The following is a 26,969-nucleotide window of genomic DNA, read 5'->3' on the forward strand; positions in this document are numbered from 1 at the left end:
GTGAGTATAGAGTATGACGTACATGATTTCTGCTATTATCTTTTTCATTTTATTATACACCGTTGTCCCATATATTCTTTCACGTGGTTTAGGCATGAAGGTATTTAAACGGGGGAGCGAGTCATCTAAGATTGCGTTTACCTTTGATGACGGCCCGGACCCGATTTACACTCCAATGCTGCTTGATTTGTTGAAGGATAATGAGGTAAAGGCCACCTTTTTTGTGGTCGGTTCTAAAGCGGGAAAGCATCCTGGACTGATCCGGCGAATGCATCAAGAAGGCCATTTAATTGGGATCCACAATTATGTTCACCATTCGAACTGGTTTATGTCTCCGTGGAAAGTGCGCAAGGGGCTCGAGGATACAGCGAGAATTATTGAAAATATCACTGGGGTCAGACCCATCTATTATCGGCCGCCATGGGGAATGCTCAATCTTTTTGATTTCGTCAAGAGAAGTAAATACAAGATCATTCTCTGGTCGATCATGGCCGAAGATTGGCGAACCACTGGCGGCAGTGAAAAAATTAAAAAGCGTCTATCCAACATAGAAGGCGGGGACGTCATCCTGCTTCATGACTGCGGAGATACGCCGGGAGCGGAGTTGGATGCTCCTAGAAATACCATTAATGCATTAAAGGATGTATTAATAACAGTGAGAACACAAGGATTCACATGTGTCACTGTTGATGAATTAGTAATTTCTTAGAAATAATCGATTTCAGATGATAAGGGAGAGGCAATCTAATGAAAGGACCTATCTTAACCATCGTTGTTCCGTGTTACAACGAAGAAGAGGTTTTACCGGAAACGGCAAAACAATTATCCGCTGTATTAACTGATTTAATCGATGATTTCCTTATTTCAAAGGAAAGTAAAATCCTTTTTGTGGATGATGGCAGCAAGGACAGGACTTGGGCCTTAATTGAAACTGAAATGGCAAAAAATCCAGTCATAAAAGGGTTAAAATTGGCAAGAAATGCCGGACATCAGAATGCCCTTTTAGCAGGGCTGGAAACAGCATCACCACAATCAGATTGTGTGATTTCCATTGATGCGGATCTTCAGGATGATATTAAGGTCATCCGTACGTTTGTTGAAAAATATCGGGATGGCTACGATGTAGTGTATGGGGTAAGAGACAGCCGGGAAACCGATACATTTTTCAAACGGACAACGGCATTAGGGTTTTACCGGTTTATGAATAAAATTGGTATTCACTTAATTCCCAATCATGCTGATTTCCGCCTGATGAGCAAGCGGGCATTAGCTGAATTATTTAACTATAAAGAAACGAACCTTTTCTTGCGGGGACTCATTCCTCTTGTCGGCTTTCCATCTACGAAGGTTTTCTATGATAGAAAGGAAAGGATGGCAGGGGAGTCCAAGTATCCATTGAAAAAAATGCTAGCCTTTGCGTTTGACGGAATCACTTCCTTTAGTATTACCCCGATTCGCTTTGTGACCTTTATAGGCTTCCTGGCTGTGATCATTAGCGCGATGGCCGGCGGGTATGCGATTTTTCAAGAACTGTCCGGTCATACGGAATCAGGATGGACTTCCATTATCATATCCATTTGGTTTGTCGGCGGCTTGCAGCTCTTAGCTGTGGGGATTATTGGGGAATATATTGGAAAAATTTATCGTGAAGTGAAGCGGCGTCCAAGATATGCGATTGAGGTGGATGCATTTTCAAATAAGATAGAAGGTAAACATAAGCTAGAAGTCGTTACGAATACGGTGGGAAAATGAAATTTACCTTTATACGTTTTCTCTTGGTAGGTATTGCCAACACGATTATCGGCTTGTCGGTTATGTTTCTTTTTTATCATTTATTCGGATTTTCTTATTGGATGGCTACCTTTTTAGGGAATACAGTAGGGGCAAGTGTCAGCTATTACTTGAATCGAAGTTTTACGTTTAAAAGCAAGGCAACAGTTTCTAAAAGCCTTGTTCGGTTTGCAGGCGTTATTTTATTCTGCTACTTTGTTTCCTTCTACATTGGAAAGCAGGCTGTCGATTTGGTGTTAAATCAAACCCATATCTTTTCAGCTACTATGTCAACAGATTTAGCGATTTTAGGCAGTACGTGTTTATATACATTATTAAATTATGCTTTACAAAAATTTATTGTTTTTCGAGAGAAAAGCGCAAAAACACCGGCTTAATAACGACCGGTGTTTATTAACGTGATGAGGAATGGAGAAAATGAATAGAACAGTTACGCGAGAGAGGATTTATTTACTAGTTGCCATCATGATCATCGCCCTTTGGGTTGCACCTTACTTTGTTCTTGGTGAACATGCCCATATGAGGATACATGACAATTTGGATTCGAATATCGCCTGGTACAAGGTATTAGACGACAGCGGCCAGTTATTTGGTTCCATACAGGCAAATATTCCTCAGATTATAAACGGGGAGCTTTCGAGAAACGCCTATTACTCAGAATACTATGGGATTGTTGAGCTGTTTCGCTTTTTTCCTCCGGTCATTGCCTACGGGCTCAATCAAGCGATTTCACGCTTTTTCGCCTTTTTGGGCATGTATTTACTTTTAAAGAAATATGTGATCAAAGGAGAAAAACAAGGATTTATCATCACGATTTCGGCCTTAACCTTTGCTTTGATCCCATTCTGGCCGAATGGAATGCTAAGTATTATAGGAATGCCGTTAGCCTTATGGGCATTCTTAAATATCCACCATCGTGAGCAAACGGTGATTAGTATCGTGACGATCACGTTATTGCCGTTTTATTCAACCTTTATGTTAGGATTTTTCTTTTTCTTAAGTGCGATGGGGGTATTTTGGCTGGTGGATATCATCAGGACAAAAAAGCTGCAGTGGCGGCTGTTTTTCTCGATTGCTTATATGACACTGATTTATTTAGCGATTGAATATCGGGCGCTTGCTTCGCTTGTTTTTTCACATGAACAAACCAATCGATCAGAGTTCTTTGAATCGAAAAATAATCTGACGCAAACGATTATGCTCATCTTTAAGAATTATATTGTCGGCCATAATCAGGATCAAACCCTGTTTGGGATCATCATCTTTCCACTATCCATGATTGCCCTTGTGATTGTGATATTACAAAAGAGCTGGAATAGGGATAAGCTATTTATTAGGCTGCACCTTACTAACTTTCTGCTATCAGTCTGGTATGCCTTTTGGTGGTATGACGGCTGGGTGCCGTTGAAGCAAAAAATGAGTATTTTAAGCACGTTTAATTTTTCACGCTATCATTATTTGCGGCCGATGATTATTTACGTTTTATTTGCTCTATCTTTGCAAATCCTATGGCGCTCTCATAAAAAATGGCGCATCGCAGCAGTGGTTTGTGCAGTACTGCAGTTAGGTGTATTGATTCCTTCAAATGAACAAATCTGGTACCATAATGCTCCGTCATTCGGAGAGTTTTACGCAGTGAAGGAATTTGCCGATATAAAGAAGTTTATTGGCAAGCCTGTTCAGGACTACCGGGTCGCAAGCATCGGCCTGCATCCAGCGATTGCTCAATATAATGGGTTGTATACATTAGATACGTACAATAACTTTTACCCACTGTCTTACAAACATCAATTTCGGAAAATCATGGCTCCAGAATTGGCAAAAAATAAAGCGTTGAAAAATTACTTTGATCAATGGGGCGGGCGTTGTTATCTTTTTGTCGATGAGCTAGGGAAAAACTATCTCTTTTCTAAGCATTCCTCAAGGGTCATTCAGCATTTGGATTTAAATATTGAAGCATTTAAACAGATGGGAGGAGAGTACCTTCTATCCGCTGTTCCAATTGAAAATGCGAAGGACATTCAGCTCCAACTGCAAAAGGTTTTTCAATCTAAGGAAGCTTATTGGAAGATTTATTTGTACAAGGTGATGTAAGAAGAAATAACAAAAACACTGGCTGCAGCATAGCCAGTGTTTTTGTTATGAATTTAAAGATTTTTGCTGTTTTCCGGTTCAGCCGTTTTAGGAACAAGCGGGATTCGGTTATAGATGTTGATAATACCATTTGCAATTGGCTCAAGATATGGGCTCATCTTGTATACAATAATACTAATGACTAACGAAACGATGATACTTCCTAAGATATCAAATGGATAATGATGCCCGACATAAATCCGGGAAAAACCTGTTAATAAGGCAAACAAGAGCATCCCAATTCCTATTTTTCGATGAACAAATAGGACTGCCAGCGCTAAGGCGAAAGCGCCTGTTGTATGGTCACTAGGAAAAGAGGCGTCCGCTGCATGTTGAATTAATAAATGGACATGATGGGTAACAAACGGCCGTTGTTCAAAATACAGATGACCGATGACAAAGTTTATGAATAAACCGAGGATACCGGTAATTGCAGCGAAAACAACCGTTTTCTTGTATTGATCATTTCCAAAAATCCAAATGAGGAGCAGAATAATGGCAAAGATGAACAAGGCGTAGTTCGTCACACCGGCCATTAATTCATCTAAATAAGGGTGTTGACCTGATAATTGATTTATCGATTTAAATAGATTGTAGTTCATAGCAGTTCTCCTTATATTGTGTCAATTGAAAGTGCTTTTGGCCCCAAGCGGGTACCTTAACTATAAAAAAGAAAACTAAACAGGCGATGAAAAAAACATTAAGATTCCATTAAAAAATGAATTGTTCCCTATTTAATGGTAGAGTGAAAATGAAGAAGATGTTCTTGATGCTGCAGGGGGAATATAGATGAAAACGCATATATTAGTGGTCGAGGATGAATTTCAAATAGCCCGTGTTTTAAAAATGGAACTAGAATATGAAGGATACAAAGTGACCGTCGAACATAATGGGAAGGACGGACTGGAAACGGCCTTACATACGGACATAGACTTAATTCTATTGGATGTCATGCTGCCAAAATTAAGTGGCATCGAAGTGTTAAGGAGATTAAGAAAGGAAAAAGAAGACATTCCAGTGATTCTCCTTACTGCTCGAAATACCACTTTTGATAAGGTTGCCGGACTGGATCAAGGTGCTAATGACTACGTTACTAAACCATTTGAAATTGAAGAATTATTAGCTAGAATTCGTTCCTGTCTCCGCCATTATTCGAAAAATGGCCAGGTGGGAGATGATTCCGATCTTACAATAGAAGATCTAGTCATTAACACTGAAACACGGGAGGTTACAAGATCAGGTACATCCATTACCTTAACGCCCAAGGAATACGACCTATTGGTGTATTTAATCGTAAATAAAAATAAAGTGGTAACAAGAGAGAATATTCTTCTCAACGTTTGGGGCTATGATTATGAGGGGGAAACGAATGTCATTGACGTGTTCATTCGGCATTTACGAAAAAAAATAGAAGAGGACTTTTCCTCTCCATTGATTACCACCGTCAGAGGTATCGGCTATACCATAAAGGAGAAAACCGATGAGGATTACTCAAAAAATTAATTTGTTAACGACGGGCTGGATGCTCCTAATTTTAATTTTGATTAATATAGTCGTGTTTGTTTTATTTATGAAAACAACCGTTAATATGGAAGAGGATTTGGCGATTCAAAAGGCTGGAGACATCGTTCAAAACATTCGTGACAATGATAAACGTGAAGAAATCGAAAGGGAATTAAAGAATAACTTAACCGCACATTCCTATATCCGTATCATCAAGCCCGATGGACAGGTGCTTTATGAGGTAACAAACGAAAAGGAACTAGCCAAGAAAGTTAAAGCGAAATTTGTCTATACCCAGCAAGCTGAGAGACGTACTTTAAGGATAGAAGAAAAGGAAAAGCAGGTGCTAATTGTTCGCGTTCCAATGCAAAATGTTCCTCAATTTAATGGAAGTATAGAGATGGGAGAAGAACTAGAGGGACTGGAAACACGGAAAGATCTCCTTTTGTGGATTCTTGGTGTCAGCACGTTATTAGCCGTTATTTTGTCATTACTTAGTGGCAGATGGCTATCGAATATTATTATGCGGCCGATTTCTAACATGATTAATACGATGGAAGATATTGAGAAGAGCGGTGTACCGAAGAAAATCACGATTCATAATGATACAAAGGATGAACTTCAAACATTAGCCAACACGTTTAATCGGATGATTGACAGGTTAGAAAAAAATTTTGAAAAGCAATCTCAGTTTGTATCTGATGCCTCCCACGAGTTGAAGACACCATTAACTGTAATTAAGAGTTATGCCAATTTATTAAGACGGCACGGGCTCGAAGATAGGGAGATGGTAGAGGAAGCTATCGAAGCGATTCACTTAGAGGCTACCAGGATTCAAAAAATGACCGAGACCTTTTTAGAAGTGGCTTCATTAGAGAGAGAAATGGAATTGGAAATGAGTATGGTCAATCTCGTTTCGCTATGTCACTCCATTTTAAAACAGATGAAAGACGTATATAAACGTGAGATTAATCTTCACTTCGAGGAATCAGTGGTTCTGATTCATGGTGATGAATTAAAGCTGAAGCAGGTCATTATTATCTTACTCGATAATGCAATCAAATATAGTATTGATAAAATTGATGTTTTCTTAGAAAAAAAAGATCATACTATCATTATTCGCGTGAAAGATTATGGTATCGGTATACCGCAAGAGGAAATAGAGAATATCTTTGAACGGTTTTACCGGGTGGATAAAGCAAGGAGCCGGGAAACGGGAGGTTCTGGTTTGGGCCTTCATATTGCTCAAAGGATCATGCAGTTACACAAAGGGGAAATCAGCATTAAAAGCAAAGAAGGGGCTGGGACTGAGGTAATAGTGGTTTTGCCTTCACAATTTAATTAAGATGAAAGAAATAGCGTTATTCCCAGGATTAACGCTATTTTCTATAAGACGGCCTATAATATGGTAACCATTTCCTCTAACTGTTTTTTGTGGCCTTTTTGTTTTTTATCATCGTAAAAACAACAGGAAGCAGCGAAACGACTACGATTCCTAGAACCACAATGCTGAAGTTATCTTTTACAACTGGTATATTCCCAAAGAAATAGCCAGCAAAAAGGGCAATGCTAACCCAAAGGATCCCACCGATCGCATTGAACGATAAAAATTTTCTGTAAGGCATCGAACCTACTCCCGCTACAAACGGTGCAAATGTCCTGATAATCGGAACGAACCGTGCAAGGATAATGGTAGCTGAACCGTGCTTATTAAAGAATTCAGTTGTCCGGTCAAGGTATTCCTTCTTTATAAAACGAATGTTCTCACGCGCAACTACCTTGTCCCTTAAATAATGACCAATGGCGTAATTCACTGTATCACCGGCAATTGCAGCAATAGAAAAGATAAGGTAAATAGGTAGTAATTTGATCGAACCAGCTGCCGCTAAAGCCCCGGTCGCAAATAGGAGGGAGTCCCCTGGTAAAAACGGCATAATGACAAGACCTGTTTCACAAAATACAATGATAAACAGGATCAGATAAATAAACGGTCCATACTCATTCATATAAACACTCAAATGCTGATCAAGATGCAAAAATATATCCAACAAACTGCTCACAATAAAGATCCCCTAACATTCAATTTCATGTTCCTAATTCTAATTTAGACCTTTTCGATAAATTTTATATGAATTAAATATGAATATTTGATTAATTTTTTTGAGGCCAAAAGGCAAAGGGTCATACCCCCAACTCGCTAAAGCTTTAACGCGATGGGGGCATGACCCTTTTTTTAGAACCATGTCCACTGAAGTGAGATGGATTATTTTTATATTCTCTCATTATTACTTAAAATCTTTTAACGTCATTTGTTTAATACCCTCGATGTGTTTTTCCATAAGATTTTGTGCCAATATGATATCTGAGTTTAATAGTGCTTGTAAGATTTCTTTATGTTCCTCATTGGCCTTTCGGGGCCTTTCCTGGGAATGGGCAATGATGACGCCAATCCAATGCATTTGTGCCTCGATGGATTCCATTATTTTAATTAACCGGCTGTTCTGGGAATAGGTGATTAATGTTTTGTGCAAATTTCGGTCAGATTGAAAAAAGGAGTGGAAGTTCCCTGCATTAATGTCCTTATCCACATCTAAAGCATTTTGATAAAGTTGTTCTATAGTCTGTTTCGGGAGGTTCATCATGGCAAGTTGGATCGCTAGCCTTTCTAATGCTTTCCTTACTTCATAAATTTCTTCAATATCCTTTACTTTAGGCACACTTACAAATGTACCGGATCTACTCTTCACTTCGATTAACCCATCCTGCTGAAGTAATTGTAATGCGTCCCGCACGGGTGTTTTGCTAACGCCTAACTCATTAGCAATTTCATTGTAATCAATTCTTGTTCCAGGTTTTAATTCAGTACTGACAATTTTGTCTCTGAGGTAATAATAAATTTTTTCATTTAAATTGCGGTTATCAAAGGCAACGTTGCTCATTTTACATTCTCCTTCAATTAATATTTATATTCAGAAATGATTGACAATTGGGAATATTGATATTATTATCTAATATATCAGATATTTTATATCAGAGCCAGTAATAAATGTTACAGAAGGAGGGAATTTTTTGAAAACCATTGCACTCTTTGGATTAACAGGGCAAGGGATTGAAACAGCCGGGGAAATTTTATCACAGCTGATTCAATCCCTTGGTTACACACATCGGAATTGGCGAGATTTTTCAACGATTATTCGGGGAGGAAATACTTCATTTGAAATTTACATTTCCGACCAATATGAATCGGATTCGCCGCCAAGGCTGGAAAATATTGATTTGGCTGTTGTTTGGACAGAAGAAGGTGTCGATCGGTATTTACCAAGGTTAAAAGATCAATCCATGATCTTTGGACCCGAAAATGTGAAGGGTATCCCAATTGCCCATCAAGGGAATCCACCAAAGCTTGGCTTTAATGTTTGGGCATTAGGAATTATTACTGGATACCTTGGTATAGCATTTGAAAAGGTAAAGGTTGAGGTAGAACATAAATTTAAAAAAGGAAAAAACACTGAGTTATTTGAAGCTGGCTATCAATTGGGCTTAACGGTTGCATGTGAAGATCCGCTCCAGGATTTATCCGTCGAGAACGCAACCATCTCCGGTAACGATGCTTTATGTCTAGGGGCAATTGCAGGAGATGTTCGCTATTACTATGGGTATCCAATCACTCCAGCTTCTGAAATCTTGGAAAACTTCTCTAAGTGGCTGCCGCCATTAGGAGGTGCAGTATTCCAAGTGGAAGATGAAATAGCGGCGATCCATGCCGCATTAGGTTGCAGTTACGCAGGTAAACGAACCTTTGTTGCCACAAGTGGACCTGGATTGGCCCTAATGACTGAGGGACTGGGCTATGCAGCAGCAACAGAAATTCCACTCGTTTTGGTAGATAACCAGCGTGGCGGTCCATCAACAGGAATGCCTACAAAAACAGAGCAAAGTGATTTGTTCCATCTAATGAATGCAGGACACGGGGAATTTGCCCGGATCCTTCTAACCCCAACAAGTGTTTTAGATTGTATTGTCACCATACAAGAAGCACTAAACCTCTCAGAGTATTATCAATGCCCCGTCATCATCGCTTTAGATTTAGATCTAGCACTCAGAAGAATATCCATTCCATGGGCAAAAATTGAAAACGCTATCAGATCCGTTGCGATTGATCGTGGACCTACTATATTAAATGAAACCATTACAGGAACCTATAAAAGGTACGAATCAGTCGGAGGCCTGCCGCCACAGCGAACCGTTCCGGGTGTGAAAGGTGGAGCCTATGTCGCCAGTGGGGATGAGCATGATGAAAGGGGATTTATGGAGCCTGACTTTAAACAGGTTCGTGGTTCTCTGCATATCAGAAGACTGAATAAGGCTAATTCAATCCATTATAATCGGCCATTTTCTAGAGTTGGTAATCCGGAGGCTCCAATTACCATAATTGGTACAGGCGCAATGGGAGAACTTATAGAAAACTTTGTGAAGGAGAACGGTGCCATTTACCAAGGATTACTTGTTCGACAACTTGCACCGTCGCCAAAGCAAGAATTACAGGAAGCCTTGAAGCATTCAAAAAGAGTCGTAGTGGCAGAATATAATGCCAAAGCTCAGATTCGTACCATCCTCGAAGCTGCCTTAACGGACAAAGAGGTCCATTCCTTATTAAGGTTTGATGGGGAACATTTTACAGACCAAGAGTTTGAGCAAGAAATTGCTGCTATATTAGACGGATTTACAAGTAATCTAACAAATTAGGGGGGATAAAATGGTGGAAACTGTTAAGGCAAAGGACTTTTCCAATGGGAACTCCCCAACTTGGTGTCCAGGATGCGGAGACTATGGCGTGTTAAGCGCGATCCAAAGGGGATTGGCAAAATTAAATGTTCAACCAGAAAATGCTGTCCTTGTGTCAGGAATAGGTTGCAGCGGAAAAATCGGACATTATTTTGGCGGATATTCGATTCATACTACACATGGCAGAACCCTGCCAACCGCTTTAGGAATCAAATCATCAAGACCAGAATTGACCGTTATTGCTGCAGGCGGTGACGGGGATGGCTATGGAATCGGAGTTGGTCATCTTGTCCATGCGGCAAGACGAAATCTGCCAGTTACCTATATCGTCATGGATAATTCTGTTTATGGAAATACAAAAGGGCAGACATCACCAACTAGTCCATTAGGATATGAATCATCCACTTCACCTACGGGAAATCTTGATCAGCCCATTAATCCTTTACTGTTAGCCTGGTCTTCCGGTGCCAGCTTTATCGGCCAAGGCTTTTCAGGAGACATAAAACATTTGGAAGAGTTGGTTATAAGAGGGATCCAGCATGAAGGGTTTTCGTTAATAAATGTATTTAGTCCGTGTGTCGTTTTCAATAAAGCACAAGGGTATGATTTTTATAAACAGAATATCACCTATCAGGAACAGCCAGCAGCATCAGCGCCTGAACTAGTATCGTTACTTTCTGAAAACCCTTTCAATGTCGGCGTGCTTTGGGAAAAGAAAACGAGCGGTTCTCGATATAAGGGGAAACAGGTTGTAGAAAGCGACGTTATATCCTACTTAAAATCAAATATTATTTAAATCTAAAATACTTATAAGCTATAAACGGGAGTGAAGATAATGGAAGGCAAAATCTATGAATACTTAGAGAAGTACAATTATGAAAATCTCTTCTTTTTTAATGATAATGAAACGGGTTTGAAGGGTGTCGTTTGCATCCACGACACCACTTTGGGGCCAGCGACAGGTGGTTTAAGGATGTGGACCTATCAAAATGAATGGGATGCCATTGAGGATGCCCTTCGCCTTGGAAGAGGAATGACCTATAAATATGCTGCGGCCGGGGTTGACCTTGGCGGAGGAAAAGCAGTTATTATCGGCGATCCTAAGAAGCAAAAAAGCGAAGCCTTGTTTAGAGCCTTTGGGCGGTTTATTAATCGGTTAAATGGACTCTATATCACTGGCCAAGATGTGGGAACTACTTTGCGCGATATGGAAACCATCCGGCTGGAAACGCCTTATGTTGTCACACTTCCGAGAGAGTTTGGCGGAGCGGGGGAAATTTCACCAAGTACAGCACTAGGTGTCTACCAAGCTATCAGGGCATGTGCGAAGGAGAAGTTAGGCACTGACAGTCTTGAAGGTGTAAGGGTTGCTGTTCAGGGAGTCGGGAGTGTAGGCTACAATCTCGTCAAGTACTTGGCTAAAGATGGGGCCATCCTTACCATTGCTGATATTGATGAAAAAAGGGTCAAAGAAGTAGCCGAAGAATTCGGCGCAAATATTGAAACACCTGATCGAATACATGCTCTGGATGTTGATATTTTTTCTCCATGTGCACTTGGGAAGGTTGTCAATGACCGGACAATAGAAGAATTTAAATGTTCGATTATCGCAGGTTCTGCCAATAACCAGCTTACCGAAGAAAAACATGGTGATTTCCTACAGGAGTTAGGGATCCTTTATGCCCCTGATTATATTGCAAATGCTGGAGGGACTATTTTCGATACGGATCGCATTAAGCCCGGCGGTTTTAATGAGCAAAGAGGAATCAATTCAGTCAAACGCATCTATGAAACGATGACAAATTTAATCCATATCTCAAAAACTGAAAATATTCCAACCTACAAAGCGGCTGACTTATTGGCAGAGCGAAGAATTGAGAGTGTGGGTAAGGCAAAACAGTTACGTAAACAGGTGTCCATTTTTAATTCATAAATTGATAGATTAGGAGTGATTAAAATTGCGTTTAAAAGATAAGGTGTGTATTGTAACAGGTTCCAGCATGGGAATTGGTGAGGCAATTGCTCAACGCTTTGCCGAGGAGGGCGCAAAGGTTGTTGTAAACTCCAGAAGTCAAGAACGGGCAGACAAGGTGGCGGCACCCTTAAAGGAAAAAGGGTATGATGTCATCGCTATCGGGGCAGATATGTCCAATAAGCAGTCTGTCGTGGAATTGATGAAGAAAACCGTTGAAGCGTTTGGTAAGATCGATGTTTTGGTCAACAATGCCGGCGTTAATCGGATTGGACCCTCTATTGAATTAAGTGAAGAAGACTGGCGGACTGTTTTGGACACGAATCTTACCGGTACCTTTTTTGGTGCGCAGGAAGCTGCCAAGTATATGCAAAATGGTGGAGGTTCGATTATCAATATTACTTCCGTTTACGGCCAGGTCTGTGTTCCGATGCGGGCTGCCTACAGTTCAACCAAATTCGCTCTGAACGGGTTGACAAAAGTGTTGGCAGTGGAATGGGCGGAGCAGAATATTCGCGTGAATGGGGTTGCTCCGGGTTATATTAAAACACCTCTAGATGAAACGGATCAGGAAGCAGGCGGATATGATGACGGAGATGTCATTAGGAGAACGCCATTAAAACGTTTCGGTACGACAAAAGAGGTGGCGGATGTTGTCTTATTTCTGGCATCCGATGAATCAAGTTATGTAACAGGCTCCATTTATAATGTGGATGGCGGCTGGGTCGCCTATGGCGGATGGTAATGAAGGAGGAGCTTCATGGGTGTAAAATTATTAGAAGAGACCGGATATCTCTTTGAACCGTTAGATGGAACAATTGGACCTGGCGAGGCAAAAATAGCCCGTTTTGTTACAGACGAACTATCCGCTACTCTTGGCGGAGGAATCGTCAAAATGGAAAACTGCAAATTTCCTTGGACGGTTCGATATGATGAGATCCTGTATGTAACAGAAGGTGAAATCATCATCGAATCAAATGGTGAAAGAATGGTTGGAAAAGAAGGGGATTCCTTTTTTATTGAGAAAGGGACTCCAATCATATATGAAGCCCTTTCTCACGGTACCTTCCTATTTTCTTTATATCCAGCTAATTGGAAGAAACATTAGTTAATCGGGATGAAGCATCTAAACTCTTGTTTAAGGACTAGATGCTTCATCTTTAAAAATGCCCCATTATAGTTAAAACTTCTAAGATATAACTCATTTCTTTAATGGAACTTCAAATTCTACAGCCAATTAAAAATGCAAAACTACCAACTTGATTTTCCAAAATCCATTCCTTGCTTTTGACAACTTGACCGAAGTAACTTTCTAAAATCAATATTTACATTGATAAAGAATTGTCGTGAGTATTCGCAGTATTATGAATCCTATAAAAGGTATTTGCCTGTATAAAATTGGAGAGGGAAGTGGATATGTATGGATATGGTTGTACTTATTGAACTTATCATTTATTTTGTGGCCATGATTGGAATCGGGGTTTATTTTAGCCGTAAAAAGTTGGGGTATGACGATTATCACCTTGGCGGCAATAAAATTCCGGGCTGGGCCTTGGCATTTTCCGAACGATCAACGGAAGCTTCAGCCTGGCTCTTACTCGGGGCTACCGGATTTGCTTTTTCAACCGGTCTCTCCAGTATTTGGCTGTTCGTGGGAATGTTACTAGGCATAATCGTTTCCTGGTTATTTCTGGCTAAAAAATTCATGGAAGAACGAATCAAGTACAACGCCCTAACTCTTCCGGATTATCTATCAGCGAGATTTCCTAACCATGCAAACTGGATCAGAGGGATTGGGGCTATCATCATCGTTCCTTTCTTTACGCTATATGTAGGGACTCAATTCGGAGGAACTGGTCAAACATTAGAACAAACGATGGGTATTAAGCCTTTAGTTGGCATCATAATTGTAGCAGTGGTTGTTATCGTTTATTCCTGTCTTGGGGGATTCTTATCAGTAGTTTGGACAGATGCCATTCAAGCCATTTTAATGATCTTGACACTTGGTGTTCTTCCAATTGTTGCTTTGATCAAAATATCTTCGATGGATTTATCGATCACCGATGCTCTTGTACAGGCTGGAAATGGAGCTGATTCTTGGACAGGCGGCGTTACTGGATTTGCTGCGGGGATGCTCATCTACGCAAATCTCTCCTGGGCGTTGGGGTATTTGGGAGGACAGCCGCATATTAGTGCCAGATTTATGGCGTTAAAAAGTGAAAAGGACGCTAGAATTGGCAGAAATGCAGCGATCTTTTGGGGAGTCATTGCCTACGGCGGTGCCTTCATGATTGGTTTAACTGGTTTAACCTTATACGGGAAAGATGGCATTGATAATGTTGAAATGATCCTGCCGTTTATGCTAACTGAACTACTACCAGGATGGTTAGTCGGCATTCTACTGGCTGGTATCCTCGCGGCCATCATGTCAACAGCCTCTTCTCAATTATTAGTTGTTGCGAGTTCCATTAGTGAAGATGTTTTAGTCAAGATCATGAAGATGAAATTTACGGAGAAACAATTAGTCATGATCTCCCGTATTATCGTTTCGCTTGTTGGAGTCTTTGGCCTGGTCATCGGACTGATGTCTAAATCTCTGATTTATGTGGTCATTGGCTGGGCATGGGCTGGTGTAGGGAATAGCTTTGCTGCCGCCATTCTTCTCACCTTCTTCTGGAAACGAATGTCCGGAGCTGGGGTTCTTGCCGCATTACTTACTGGTTGTATTAGTACTATCATCTGGATTAATACACCACTTGAGGGCATCGTTACATCTCGTGGAGCAACCTTAGTTCTTGCTCTGATTGCAGGGGTGGTTGTCAGTTTGGTAGCTCCAGACAGCAAGCAAGCTATTTCTACTGAAAAATTGGAGGATATAAAGCTAACCTAAAAAGTTCTCCTAAATAATTGATGGTTGCGGGCCTAGTTTTGATAAAAAACTAGGCTTGCAATCTGACTGGGTGCTTGGAAAGGTTTCAGGAGGTGCTCAAGATTGACAGAAGGACAGACAAATTTACTCAACTACTATGCTTCGAGAAGTTATTGGCTTGAAAGTAGTATGGATGATTTAAGTCCCAGGTCGCAGTTAACAGAAGAACTACATGTAGATGTCGCGATTTTAGGGGCTGGCTATACAGGTCTTTGGACTGCCTATTATTTATTACAGCAGAATCCATCTTTAAAAATCGTAATCATGGATAAACATATTGTTGGTTTTGGAGCCTCCGGAAGAAATGCAGGCTGGTGTTCTCCTAAATTTTCGATTACCCCTGAAATCGCGATTGAGCGGTTTGGGTTGGAAACTGCCAAAGAATTACAATTGGCGATGTATGATGCAGTAAATGAGGTTGAACGGGTTATTAACCACGAGAAGATAGATGCAGATTGGAATAAGGCTGGGTTTTTAAAGGTGGCATTAAGAGAAAATATGTTGTCTCATTTGGAGACCGAGATGTCCACCTTCAGGAAGCTCGGTTTAGAAGACTACTACCAATTATTAAACGAGAGTCAGACAAAGGAACGAATGATGGCAAATAGTCTGAAGGGTGGTATATTGACCAAGGTTTCAGCTGTACTTCACCCTGGAAAATTGGTTAGGAACCTGGCTAGAATTCTTGAGCAACGGGGAGTTAGCATATATGAGCAGACGGAAGTAATCGACTTTGTGGAAGGAACAGCCACCACACCTCCCAAATTGGTCGCAAATGGCGGCAGTGTAACGGCAAATGTGGCGGTGGTCATAGCCGGCGAAGCATACCTGAGTAAAATGGCCAAATTCCGGCGTCGTATCATTCCCATGTATTCATCCATGATCTTAACCGAGCCTTTGTCCACAGATCAATGGTCTGCCATAGGGTGGGAAAACCGGGAAGCAGTCGGATCCAATACCTTGAGTCAGGATTATCTCCAGCAAACTGCTGACGGCCGAATCCTGTTTGGGCTTGGGAACGGAAGTCCCTATCGTTTTGCATCAAAAATAAGTGATTCCTTTGACACATATGAACCTGTTCTCGACTGGTTACAGCTAAGGTTTAAAGAATGGTTCCCGTTATTAAAAGAGGTTAAGTTTACCCATGCATGGGGTGGTCCCATAGGGGTTACAAGTGATTGGACACCAAACTTTCAATTTAATAAGCAAACCCGGGTTGCCAAAGCTTTTGGTTATTTCGGACAAGGTGTATCGACCGCTAACCTGGCAGGTCGAATTCTCAGTGATTTAATTTATGAAAAAAAATCAAGTCTTACCGAACTACCAATGGTGCAACATTCCTCCACTAAATGGGTTCCAGAACCTTTACGATGGATGGGAGCCAGGTATGTCCAATCAGAAATAAGACGATTAGATAATAGAGCTGAGTCAATAGGAATACCGCCAAATGGAAATACTTTGGCTGAACGGATGATTCGTCATTGAGGGAACAATTTGTTAAGGAGGTGTAATGGCATGGAGTTTTATTTAAACTGTTATGATAGTGCATTGCCTTGTGAAGTCACAATTGATGAAGACAATGGCAGGTATATGCTTAGGAAATCAGATTCTAGCGGTGAATTTTTTAATAACCCAACCGAATTAATTGAATGGATTAAAAGGAATTGGACAGGTGATGAATTTATTCATCCAGATGAATTTAGAAAGATGATTTCTTTTCTGGAGGAAAATTACTGTAAAAACTAATTGGCTTGATATGCGTGTAATAAGGGAATGGATTTCTCCATTCCCTATTCTTATACAAATTTCCTATAAACAAAAAGTTGGCATTAGATACGATGAAGATATATTATTTCATTAAAGAAAGGATGATGTGTAATGAAAGATTCTCTAAAAGAAAAGGCTGTATCCTTTTTGCAACTGGTTGTCTCGGGGGAGATTCGCGAAGCCTTCCAAAAGTACCTTGCACCGGATTTCCGCCATCATAATCCCTTTTTCCGTGGAGATGCTGACTCTCTTATGCTCGCAATGGAAGAGAACCACACGATGAATCCTCACAAAGTCTTTGAGGTAAAACATGTGATTGCTGATGGTGAAATGGTTGTCGTTCACTCCCATATAAAGCAAAATCAAGAGGACCTTGGGGCGGCTGTGGTCCATATCTTCCGTTTTCATCATAACCTCATCGTCGAATTGTGGGATATAGGTCAGCCCATACCCGAGGATTCCCCTAATGAAAATGGTGTCTTCTAAAATAAGATTTTATTTTAATAGAAATTTCTTAATAAAAAAAACGGCCATCAAATTCATATACGAATTGATGGCCATTTTTTATTGCATTTGTTAAATTAAGAACAAACGGATTATCGCTAAACGGATCGTCATATGAACTATTTGGATATCCAAATTCTTCATAAAATACCAATATAATAAAACACGTTAAATTGTTTTCCCCCTAAAGAAATGTTCCTTCCTTGAACTTTGATCATACCGCGCTGCTTCTTTCGCAGCTTTTATTCCCATAATCGTATACAGAAGCGGGAAAATTAATAGAAATGAAATGGTTATATAGGAGAATAATATACTTTTGTCTGCCAAATAAGATACTAACAAAGACATGATGATAGCTTGTGCCAAGCTGAGCAGTGAAACAGTCGTCATCACCCTGCCGATAAATTTCTCCTCTACAAAATCGAAAACAAGGGTTCTCGATAACACCTTCACATTTCCTATAAAAAAACCAATTATGATATACGTAAAAAAAGCAACTAACACTGAATTGGTTAAGCTGAATAAAACTGTTGAAACCCCTAATAAAATAATGGAAGCAAATAGATATTTTTGCGAGTTCATTTTTGCTGCTAGAAAAGTACATATCATTGCCGATAGTAAGCTTCCGATCCCAGCTCCACTGTCGATGAGACCTAATGTAGTTCCAGTCCCATTTAGGACATGATGATTAAAAGGGGCAATGAGTACATTAATTCCGTAAAAATAAGGCAAAGTGACGCTTGTCGTTAATATAAAAAATTTTGCCTTTTTATTTTGAAGGAAATAGGTCCATCCTTCCCAGAAAACATTGGTGTATTTCTTAAGGGAAAATGGATGGCTTTCCTGTTCCACCGTGAGGGGAATTTGCGGCCGTTTGATGAGCAGAAAAAAGATGGCAGCTGGCAAATAGGTCATCCCCGATATAAGAATGGAAAATTCCACTCCAATCCAATCGATTACTATTCCTGCAATGACTGCCGAAGCCAAGAGGCCAACCTGCCAAGCGCCTTGAACTAAGGCAATCCCTTGTTGGTAATGATCCTTATCCAGGATGGATTTTAAAATGCTTTCTTTCGTAGGTTCTAGAATATACCAGGCAATATAGCTAAAGAAAATCGATATAGAAAAAATGGAAATAGTAAAAACCCCAGCGTAGAAACTAACGGGAATGATGAGAATGGCGATAAGACGCACCAAGTTGCAAAGCACTGCTATCTTTCGCTTGTCGTATCGGTCAATCAACACACCGGCAAAGGGCGCTAAAATCACCGATGGGAACAGGGTGAGCACGAACATCTTCCCAACTTCAAAAGCGGAACCGGTTTTACTCAAAATTAATACGATGGAGGTAAGTCCAAACATTCCCTCACCTAGAACACCGATTAGGGTAGCTATAAAAAAATACAAAAAGTTTTTCTCTTTTACCAATAAAAAATAATTTTTAGTCATCCCTACACATCCTGTCGAAGCATATTTATTAGTTAAAGAATACAGCTTGTTGGCAAAGGATGGTAATACATAAAAATTACACGTTTATAAGAAAAAGTTATAATTCATATTCAAAGTATAGGAAATGAAAAAACCGGTATAGAGTAACCTCTTTACCGGTTTTATAAAGCTCCCTCCAAATGTGTTAAAACCTCATTTGCTTTCTTTTTGTAGGCATCCTTATAAAGTAAATCGATGCTTCTTTGGAAGTATTGATCCTCAATGGATTTAATAATAGCAGAAGGAGTAGAGTGTTTTAGCTGCGTCGATACCATACGTGGGATAAAAGAGGAACCAATCCCCTTTGTTACAAAAGTAACGATGGAATCATTAAATTCTAATTCTATTATTGGTTTGATCGATAAACCTATCTTTTCACAATACCTATCTACAAAAGCTCTGATATCACAAGGAGCTTTATGCATAATGAATGGTTCTTTTACAAGTTGCTCTAAACGAACCGTTTCTACGTTTAATAGGTTGGAATTTTGGGATAATATCGCATCATAGGGTTCATTAAATAAATGTTTAACAATAATTTCATCGTACATAGAAGCATCTTGAACAAACGCAAGTTCAATTCTATCACTTTCTATTAATGATACGAGTTGAGAGGTTGTATCTTTAATCGTGAGTTCCATTTTATAGTTTGGGCCTATTTTAGAAATAAGGGCAGGTAGCAAGTAGCTGCCAATACTGGGTAAAGCGCCTATACGTAAAATGTTTTTGTGATTAAACGTCTTCATATCCTCAGTCAGATTTTCAACATCGTTTACAATTTTATTAGCATTTTCGAAGAAGTATTGTCCTGCCTCGGTGATTTCAAGGCCTGTTGTCTTTCGATAAAATAACCGGCAACCGAGTTCCTCTTCTAGTTGTTGAAGTTGTTTCGTAAGAGCGGGTTGCGAGATAAATAGTTTTTTAGAAGCGGTTGTAAGACTGCCGGATAAAACAGCCGCAACAAAGTACTCCATTTGCTTGAGTGTAACCAAATGTTTCAACTCCTTTAAAACATTGGAGATTTTTCCCTATATATTATTTTCAATCAATGGTTGAAAATTGTAAAGTTTTAGTTGACCTAGTATGTCGAAGGAATGTTACTATTGTCGAAATAATATCAAAGTAAATATTTACCTATTCTGAATTTTCTAAAATAACTATGATATAATGTTTAAGACCTTAAAGGTCAGCTGTCCATAAATTTACATAGTAGAAGGGGGAAAGAATCGAAGCGGCATATTGATTTGGCCAAAAATACATTTTAGAAAAAAAGGAGGAAGCGAAATTTGAAAAAGTTATCTATCTTATTGACGGTATGTATGTGCCTCGTATTATTTACTACTATTGCTTCAGCTGAGCCTCAAACAACACCGAATGGTCCATGGGTACAACCAAATCAAAAAGTAAAATTGGAAGCGTTTACGACGATTGAAGAGCTTGGAAAAGAACTTAAAAATATCGAGTCTCGTTCAAAAGGACGGATGAAACTGGAGGTTGCTGGTTATTCGAATAAAGATAGACCCATCTATGTAGCTAAATTCGGGGAACCGAGTGATAGTAAAAAGGGTATTATGATTCAGTCAGCTATCCACGGAGACGAGGAAGCACATATTATTTCGACTATTGATTTGATTAAGACTTTGGCGACCAGCGGAAATAAAGAAGTATCAGAAATGCTGGATAAATTAACGATTTGGATTGTTCCCATGTTAAATCCTGACGGCGTAATGTTTGAAGTGGATGGGGAACGATGGCCGCAACGCCTCAATGCACAAAATTGGACACCTGAGGCCTGGAGCCTCCCAGCCAATACCTTAGCACCACATTATTATGGTCAAAGATTCGGTATTAACGGTTTCGATCTTAATCGTGACTATCACCCAAACCTCAATTTTAAACTTAATCCAGAGACAAAGCACAAACCTACTCCAACCTACCGGGGAGCGAGTTCTCAGGCTGGGTTTATGGTGGCACCTGAAACTCATGCATCAGTTTCTCTGTTTAAGGCGCTAAAGCCAAAGCTTTTCATTGATCTTCATCATCAATATCCTACCTACGCTCAAAGCACTGAAGATAATGGGATGAACTCCTTGCAGATACTGGCAGAAGTTATGAGTGGAAAAGGATATACGGATTTAGATGGTAAGTATTATCCATTAGATCCTGAGGTTGAAAAATTATCTAAGCAAGTAAATAGTCTTGTTTATCAGAAACTTACTCAAAAAGGAAATTCCCCTACAACTAACATTACAAAATATGGTGCTGTCAATCTCCCAGGAACAGCGCTTGGCGCATTTACATTAAACGGGGCTGCCATTATGCTTTATGAACTCCGCGGTGGATCCATATACGATACTGGACAAAAGGCTAATGGGATGTTTGTGAAAATGGTTTATGATGGGTTATACGAGACGTTAAAGGCGTTCGTCACTGGCGAAGTATATCAGGTGGACCCAACTTTTTATGATACAGACATTATGCCAGCTGGGCCGCGCATCAAGAATCCACATCCGTCAAACTGATAATACTTTGTAAAAGATAGAATACTAATCAAGAAAAAGAGGGCATGAATGTCCTCTTTTTCGTTTGATGTGGAAACAACATCCGATAAAAGGAACTTGACAGAAAGTTTATTCAATAGTAATATTTTTAATGCAAATAATACTTGATGATTTTTTCAAAAATAAAACCCTTTAGCATAACGTTAATCAGAACCTATTGGCTTTATGAAAAAGGGATTCTTTAGAAAAATCATATAAGCATCCGTTTATTTCTGGAATTACATACTATAAAGGTAGACTATTTAAAAGCCTGATAGGCAGTTAAAGGTAAACCGGCAATCTACAATGTTTAATGGTATTGACATGGCCATTAACTTGAGAGTTTGCCGGTTTTTTTGTTTAAAAAAACTATAAAGTAAACAGAATCCTATTCTAAAAATCTATGGGGGAGAGAGATAGAATGTCCCATTATCTTGAGTTGATCACATTACCAGCTGTATTTTTCATCATTCTTACCTTATCCATGGTAAGCGCCATTTTCCTACTATGGGAAAAGGTTCCCTTACACTATGTTGGTTATCACATCGGTATCGTATCGTTAACTCCAATCGTCGCCTTGTGGGGGCTTCTCTCTAACAAAGGATCGGTGTTGTATGGACCTTGGCGTTTTGACTCTCTTTCTTGGCTTCTGGCCTTTTTTGTCCTAACCCTTGGTTTGATTGTGCAGCGCTTTTCGGTTCGGTACTTATTTGGCGATCGTTTTTACCGAAACTATTTTACTTTACTCACACTCACTACATTTGCTGATACCCTTGCCTGGCTCAGCGATGACCTTCGCCTGCTGTTGGTCTGCTGGGGAGTCACCCTTTTGGGACTGACGTTGCTGATCCGGTTAAATAAACAGTGGCATGTGGCCAGAAAGGCTGCCGCCTTTGCTGGTCGGCTATTTTTACTCAGTTGGATGATCCTGCTTCTGGCTGTCATTTGGATTACACAATCGACAGGACAATGGCAGCTATCGCTTGTACTTGAAAAAAATAATCTTGCACAACTTGCATCATGGGAAGGAACCTGCATCAACCTCCTGTTAATAGTGGCGATGATGATTCCCGCAGCACAATTTCCTTTCCAACGCTGGCTGCTCGACACGGTCGTGGCTCCAACGCCGGTTTCTGCTGTCATGCATGCCGGTATTGTCAATGCCGCTGGTCTTATGTTTACTCGATTTGCTCCCCTTTTTAACGGTGATTCAGCACAGCTGATTTTACTCGTTTTGTCTGGTTTTTCCGTACTGATGGGGACCGGAATGATGCTTGTCCATGTCGACTATAAACGGCAGCTGGTCGGCTCCACTATCGCTCAAATGGGATTCATGCTGATCCAGTGTGCATTAGGCGCTTATTTGGCTGCCATTATTCATGCGATTTTACACGGCCTGTTTAAAGCGAGCCTATTTCTACAGGCTGGAACCGCTATCCAGCACAGCAGGACTCATTCCTTCAATCATCGTCCATTTCCCTATTTGTGGGTAATCACTGGGGGGATTTTAGGTTTCATGACGGGTATTTGGTATTGGCTGACTTCTGGCGGTGGGGGTTATCAAATCATCAGCGCCCTCATTTTAGGCTGGTCCGTGATATTAGGTTGGTCCGGCCTGGTTGCTTTTGGAAACGGCCGGATTGGCCGGTTGGCAGGATTTATCACCCTTGCCGCAGCGGTATTGATGTTCAAATTCATCCACATGGCCTTAGAGAAGCTGCTGCTTGAAACAATCATGACCGGGATGCAACCTCCCGCACCTGCCACCATCTTGGTATTGTTTATTTTGCTGGGAGGCAGCGCTTTTGGTTTATGGTTAGCAAACAATCGCTCCTCAAAGGCATTTACCATCGTTTATCTTTGGCTGGTGCATTTGGGAGAGCCGCACAAAGATGTAGTGGAAAGCCATCCAACCTATTTGGCAAAATCCTTTTCTGACAGGGGGTATTTTAGATGACAACGTCATTGGCTAAGACATTAAATTGGGAAAAACGAGTTGAAGAGCTTTCGATTCAGGATGTGGTAAAAGCTGCTAGCGAAGTCATTGTACCGCTCGGCCCGATTAGCAGGTTTGCGGCACGCAGCCCCTGGGCCGGTTTGGAACGGCAATCCTTTGAACAGACAGCGCGCCGGTTCAAAAGTATATCTGATATTGAGCTATTTCCCGATGATTCTGTCTTACAATCGGCACGGAATCAAGGGGAAATTGATGTAAACTTTTTAGAAGAAGGGCTGCAGCAATGGCTTAAGACGCATTCTTTCGATCTCCCTCATACAGTAGTGGAGCCATTTTGCCGCGCGGCGCTTAGACAGGAACTGCCGGCTCAAGATTTGACGGCACTTCCTGAAGTGAAACGATTGGCAAAGAAACTGAAAGGGTTCAAGTTTCATCTGAAAGCAAGACCGTCCGTCAAAACTCTCAGTCAGCGGTTCGGACAGATAGACGGCGAGTGGGCGTTAAGGGAACTGAATCGCCATATGATTAAGTGGTGTAAATTGTACCTGGATGAATCCCAGGCAGTCTGGCCAATGCCAAACCGCGAGGCAGGTTTTTATTCTGCTTGGCGGCAAATGGCATCTTTTGACTCTGCCTTAACGAAACAGGCACGAAACGAGATAAGGGATCTGCCAAAAGAAGCAGACAGCGCCTTAACAGAGGCATTATCCCAATTAGGCATTTCTTTTTCAGAGACGCAAGAATATTTTGAAGCCCATTTGCTAGCCCTGCCAGGATGGGCGGGAATGATGCTATGGCGTTCGCAGCAAAATATAAATGAACGTTCCTTGCTTACTGACTATTTAGCTGTACGAATTTCAATGGAGCTTGTATTATTGAAGCCTTATCTTCCTTTGCCCACACACGGTACGGAAGGAGCAATGCAACTGGAAACGCTCATTTCTGCCTGGCTCCATTGGGGGAACTTATCCATCAATCAGTGGTACCCATTACCCGCTGCAGAACAAAGGGCACGTTTGAACCTTGCTTGGCAGTTCGATAAAATTACCCGAAATAGACTTTGGTTGGAAGCATGGGAAAAAACGTATGAAAACCAGCTAAAAGATAAAATAATCTCGATGCAACTGTTGACCTCTTATCAAACAAAACCATTAAGGGCACAATTCGTTTTTTGTATCGATGTGCGGTCAGAGCCTTTTCGCCGTAAACTGGAACAGATAGATGGTTTTGAAACCTTTGGGACAGCCGGATTTTTCAATTTGCCGATTGAAACCTGCAAACTGGATCACCATCATAGCCATCCATCCTTGCCAATCATGTCAAAACCGCAATTTAAGGTAAAAGAATATTTGCACCAATTGGAGTACCAACGATTCCATGAGCGTACAGAGGCAGTCCAATTACTTACTGGTACATTCAAACAGATGAAACACAACCTGCTTGCCAGCTTATTGCTGCCAGAGGTCAGCGGACCCTGGCTCAGTATTCAGACATTGGCACGAACTTTTTTACCAAGGAGTACCGGCAGCAGTTTTAGGAAACTACTTGATACATGGCTCAGAAAACCTGATGTGAAACTAACGCTTGACCGAATGGATCACACAAATACGGAGTTACCGGTCGGATTTTCAAAGGGAGAAAAAGTGCAATATGCGGAGCAGGCTTTGAAAATGATGGGGCTCACCGATCATTTCGCTCCATTCGTAGTGATATGCGGACATGGGAGCCGCAGCGTGAATAATCCATATGCCACTTCGCTTGATTGCGGAGCATGCGGCGGGGCTTCGAGCGCTTTTAATGCGCGGGTGCTGGCGGAATTGTGTAATCTTCCCCATGTACGCCAGGCCCTCCAGGAAAGAGGGATCTCGATTCCGAAAGATACCGTTTTTGCGGCGGCAGAACATATCACATCACTGGATGAACTAAAATGGGTTTATCTGCCACATCTTTCGGGTGATGCTAAAGAAGCCTATAAACAAATCCAAGCCGAGCTGCCGAAGGTGAGTGAGGAGGCTAACGCCGAGCGAATCTCGAAATTGCCGAATCTCAAAAATACCTTCAAACATCCAAAATCGGAAGCACAACGGTTTTCAGAGGACTGGAGTGAGATGCGTCCGGAATGGGGACTGGCCCGTAATGCGGCATTTGTCATCGGAGAACGAAGCTTGACCAAGGAGTGCAATCTGGAGGGAAGAGTTTTTCTTCATAACTACAACTGGAAAAAGGATAAAAACGGTTCGCTGCTTGCCGGTATCATTGCCGGCCCGGGAACGGTTTGTCAATGGATCAACCTGCAATATTATGCATCCACCGTGGCGCCTCATTATTATGGCAGCGGAAATAAAGCGACCCAAACGGTAACCTCGGGAATTGGGGTGATGCAGGGAAATGCCAGTGATTTATTATCTGGGCTGCCATGGCAGTCGGTCATGCAATCGGACCAACAAGCCTATCATGCACCATTAAGGCTGCTGGTGGTTATCCAGGCACCAACGGAATATGTCGAAAGATTATTGAATCACGATCGGGCCTTTCGGCAAAAAGTACAAAACGGTTGGCTTCGGCTTGCATCGATTGATCCGGAAGGAACCTGGAAAAACTGGTCATAGTACGACTCGGTTTAAATGAAAAGTAGGAACTTTGGATTTAAATAATATAGCCTTATATATAGTAGAGAAGGGTAGAAATCATATGGAGAAGTCAAAAGGATCGATTGAAGCCGAAATTAGTAAAGCCTTAACGCAATGGGAGAAAAGTTATCTTGGCCGTGGTTCCATTGCTGTCAAGACAGATATTTTACGCGATATGGTGATTGTTACATTGAATGGAATATTAACCCCTGCTGAATATGCCTTATGTAAGGACAAAGAGGGTTTATTATCGATAAAAATGACTCGAAACAGTCTTGTTGAGTCAGGCGAAGCAGATATAAAGCAAATTATTTTTTCAATAACCGGTCAAGAAGTAACAAGTTTTTATACCGACATCAGTACCCAAACTGGCGAAAGGGTTATGGTCTTTAAACTTACAGGAGATTTGGAGAAAAAACTATCAAATTGATGAGGTTTTGCACAGATTCAATTGAATATGGGGTGAACGTAATGAAGACCGACGAAAAGAAAAAAGTTCTGTTTGTGATGGGAATGGAACAAAATCCGGAAAGAATGATGAAACAAATCACCAGCTATACACGGGAAAATATCATAGTCATGCAATCTTATGGATCAAAGATTGAACCCTTCGGTGATCTCATGCGGGACATCATCCTTGCTGTTTATCGGGAAAAGGTGAAAGAAATTTTTGTTGCGGTTCCAAAAGTTAATAAAAAGAATGCTAAAGAGACACTTAAAAAAATAGATGATAATCGAGAATTACAAACGAAAATTAAAACATTGGATTATCTATTTAAAAATTGCAAGCCAGAATACTTTAATGGCAGTATCAGAGAATGGCTGGGAAGCGGCGAAACCTCAGCCAATAGTACGCAAACGAATGCGGATGTGATTCGAAACCATCCATTGCTGCCTTCCAACATCAAAGTGACGGAAGTAATGATGGAGAGCGAAAATCAATCAAAGATGGCATAGATTTCTTAGTTGA

General features: G+C 40.8%; 25 protein-coding genes. 20 read left to right on the forward strand and 5 right to left on the reverse strand.

Going from position 1 to position 26,969, the window contains the following annotated elements:
• Positions 1–13: 13 nt before the first annotated feature.
• Genes AR334_RS01710 through AR334_RS01725 form a run of 4 tightly spaced genes read left to right on the forward strand, consistent with a single transcriptional unit; the run spans position 14 to position 3,885 of the window.
• The gene (locus AR334_RS01710) at positions 14–709 is read left to right on the forward strand and encodes a polysaccharide deacetylase family protein (RefSeq protein WP_066304236.1); all 696 of its coding nucleotides are present in this window, start codon (positions 14–16) and stop codon (positions 707–709) included.
• A gap of 38 nt (positions 710–747) precedes the next feature.
• Entirely contained in the window at positions 748–1,752 is a 1,005-nt protein-coding gene (locus AR334_RS01715) for a glycosyltransferase family 2 protein (protein WP_066304237.1), read from the forward strand.
• The gene (locus AR334_RS01720; protein ID WP_066304238.1) at positions 1,749–2,168 is read left to right on the forward strand and encodes a GtrA family protein; all 420 of its coding nucleotides are present in this window, start codon (positions 1,749–1,751) and stop codon (positions 2,166–2,168) included. Before AR334_RS01715 ends, AR334_RS01720 begins: the two co-directional genes overlap by 4 nt.
• Before the next feature lie 40 nt (positions 2,169–2,208).
• Positions 2,209–3,885, forward strand: coding sequence for a DUF6044 family protein (locus tag AR334_RS01725; RefSeq protein ID WP_066304239.1), 1,677 nt, complete (start codon positions 2,209–2,211; stop codon positions 3,883–3,885).
• 53 nt (positions 3,886–3,938) lie between these two features.
• Here AR334_RS01725 and AR334_RS01730 read toward each other — a convergent pair whose 3' ends face one another.
• The gene (locus AR334_RS01730; protein WP_066304240.1) at positions 3,939–4,526 is read right to left on the reverse strand and encodes an undecaprenyl-diphosphatase; all 588 of its coding nucleotides are present in this window, start codon (positions 4,524–4,526) and stop codon (positions 3,939–3,941) included.
• 187 nt (positions 4,527–4,713) lie between these two features.
• Between AR334_RS01730 and AR334_RS01735 the strand changes: the two genes are divergently transcribed.
• Positions 4,714–5,427, forward strand: a complete 714-nt coding sequence (locus AR334_RS01735; RefSeq protein WP_066304241.1) for a response regulator transcription factor — start codon at positions 4,714–4,716, stop codon at positions 5,425–5,427.
• On the forward strand, positions 5,405–6,772 hold the full coding sequence (locus tag AR334_RS01740; protein ID WP_066304242.1) for a HAMP domain-containing sensor histidine kinase: 1,368 nt from the start codon (positions 5,405–5,407) through the stop codon (positions 6,770–6,772). The genes AR334_RS01735 and AR334_RS01740 overlap by 23 nt, the downstream gene beginning before the upstream one ends.
• Positions 6,773–6,848: 76 nt before the next feature.
• On the opposite strand, the gene AR334_RS01745 is transcribed toward AR334_RS01740, so the two are convergent.
• Entirely contained in the window at positions 6,849–7,496 is a 648-nt protein-coding gene (locus AR334_RS01745) for a DedA family protein (protein WP_066304243.1), read from the reverse strand.
• A 216-nt stretch (positions 7,497–7,712) separates the two neighbouring features.
• Entirely contained in the window at positions 7,713–8,366 is a 654-nt protein-coding gene (locus AR334_RS01750) for a GntR family transcriptional regulator (protein WP_066304244.1), read from the reverse strand.
• 130 nt (positions 8,367–8,496) lie between these two features.
• Here AR334_RS01750 and AR334_RS01755 point away from each other — a divergent pair, with 130 nt between their 5' ends.
• The 9 genes from AR334_RS01755 (at position 8,497) to AR334_RS01795 (ending at position 17,366) form a co-directional block, all read left to right on the forward strand.
• A complete protein-coding gene (locus tag AR334_RS01755; RefSeq protein WP_066304245.1) occupies positions 8,497–10,173 on the forward strand; it encodes a 2-oxoacid:acceptor oxidoreductase family protein in 1,677 nt (558 codons plus the stop codon).
• Positions 10,174–10,183: 10 nt separating this feature from the next.
• Positions 10,184–11,008 (forward strand): thiamine pyrophosphate-dependent enzyme, encoded by an 825-nt coding sequence (locus AR334_RS01760; RefSeq protein ID WP_066304246.1) that lies wholly within the window; start codon positions 10,184–10,186, stop codon positions 11,006–11,008.
• A gap of 39 nt (positions 11,009–11,047) precedes the next feature.
• Positions 11,048–12,145, forward strand: a complete 1,098-nt coding sequence (locus tag AR334_RS01765; protein ID WP_066304247.1) for a Glu/Leu/Phe/Val dehydrogenase — start codon at positions 11,048–11,050, stop codon at positions 12,143–12,145.
• Positions 12,146–12,170: 25 nt separating this feature from the next.
• Positions 12,171–12,929 carry an SDR family NAD(P)-dependent oxidoreductase gene (locus tag AR334_RS01770; RefSeq protein ID WP_216638002.1) on the forward strand — a complete coding sequence of 253 codons (759 nt, stop codon included), beginning with the start codon at positions 12,171–12,173 and terminating at the stop codon, positions 12,927–12,929.
• A 15-nt stretch (positions 12,930–12,944) separates the two neighbouring features.
• Complete coding sequence (locus AR334_RS01775; protein WP_066304248.1) at positions 12,945–13,292, forward strand: cupin domain-containing protein; 348 nt, start codon at positions 12,945–12,947, stop codon at positions 13,290–13,292.
• Positions 13,293–13,604: 312 nt separating this feature from the next.
• A complete protein-coding gene (locus tag AR334_RS01780) occupies positions 13,605–15,074 on the forward strand; it encodes a sodium/proline symporter (RefSeq protein ID WP_066304249.1) in 1,470 nt (489 codons plus the stop codon).
• 102 nt (positions 15,075–15,176) lie between these two features.
• Positions 15,177–16,598, forward strand: coding sequence for an FAD-binding oxidoreductase (locus tag AR334_RS01785; RefSeq protein WP_066304250.1), 1,422 nt, complete (start codon positions 15,177–15,179; stop codon positions 16,596–16,598).
• A gap of 30 nt (positions 16,599–16,628) precedes the next feature.
• Positions 16,629–16,859, forward strand: coding sequence for a threonine dehydratase (locus AR334_RS01790; RefSeq protein WP_066304251.1), 231 nt, complete (start codon positions 16,629–16,631; stop codon positions 16,857–16,859).
• Between the two features lie 132 nt (positions 16,860–16,991).
• Complete coding sequence (locus tag AR334_RS01795; protein ID WP_066304252.1) at positions 16,992–17,366, forward strand: nuclear transport factor 2 family protein; 375 nt, start codon at positions 16,992–16,994, stop codon at positions 17,364–17,366.
• A gap of 186 nt (positions 17,367–17,552) precedes the next feature.
• On the opposite strand, the gene AR334_RS01800 is transcribed toward AR334_RS01795, so the two are convergent.
• Together AR334_RS01800 and AR334_RS01805 are read right to left on the reverse strand one after the other, a co-directional pair.
• Complete coding sequence (locus tag AR334_RS01800; RefSeq protein ID WP_066304253.1) at positions 17,553–18,833, reverse strand: MFS transporter; 1,281 nt, start codon at positions 18,831–18,833, stop codon at positions 17,553–17,555.
• Positions 18,834–18,994: 161 nt separating this feature from the next.
• A complete protein-coding gene (locus AR334_RS01805; protein ID WP_066304254.1) occupies positions 18,995–19,864 on the reverse strand; it encodes a LysR family transcriptional regulator in 870 nt (289 codons plus the stop codon).
• 294 nt (positions 19,865–20,158) lie between these two features.
• On the opposite strand from AR334_RS01805, the gene AR334_RS01810 reads away from it, so the two are divergent.
• The 5 genes from AR334_RS01810 to AR334_RS01830 all read left to right on the forward strand — a co-directional run bounded on the left by AR334_RS01810 (position 20,159) and on the right by AR334_RS01830 (position 26,956).
• Positions 20,159–21,394: a M14 family zinc carboxypeptidase gene (locus tag AR334_RS01810; protein ID WP_066304255.1), complete on the forward strand. Its 1,236-nt coding sequence runs from the start codon at positions 20,159–20,161 to the stop codon at positions 21,392–21,394.
• 439 nt (positions 21,395–21,833) lie between these two features.
• Entirely contained in the window at positions 21,834–23,369 is a 1,536-nt protein-coding gene (locus tag AR334_RS01815) for an NADH dehydrogenase subunit 5 (RefSeq protein WP_066304256.1), read from the forward strand.
• Entirely contained in the window at positions 23,366–25,978 is a 2,613-nt protein-coding gene (locus AR334_RS01820; protein ID WP_066304257.1) for a DUF2309 domain-containing protein, read from the forward strand. The genes AR334_RS01815 and AR334_RS01820 overlap by 4 nt, the downstream gene beginning before the upstream one ends.
• An 82-nt stretch (positions 25,979–26,060) precedes the next feature.
• Entirely contained in the window at positions 26,061–26,429 is a 369-nt protein-coding gene (locus AR334_RS01825; protein WP_066304258.1) for a DUF2294 domain-containing protein, read from the forward strand.
• 41 nt (positions 26,430–26,470) lie between these two features.
• Positions 26,471–26,956 (forward strand): carbonic anhydrase, encoded by a 486-nt coding sequence (locus AR334_RS01830; RefSeq protein WP_156431147.1) that lies wholly within the window; start codon positions 26,471–26,473, stop codon positions 26,954–26,956.
• Positions 26,957–26,969: the final 13 nt, after the last annotated feature.

Origin of the sequence: Bacillus sp. FJAT-29814 (genome assembly GCF_001510715.1) — a bacterium.
In the GTDB taxonomy this organism is placed as follows: domain Bacteria; phylum Bacillota; class Bacilli; order Bacillales; family Cytobacillaceae; genus Neobacillus.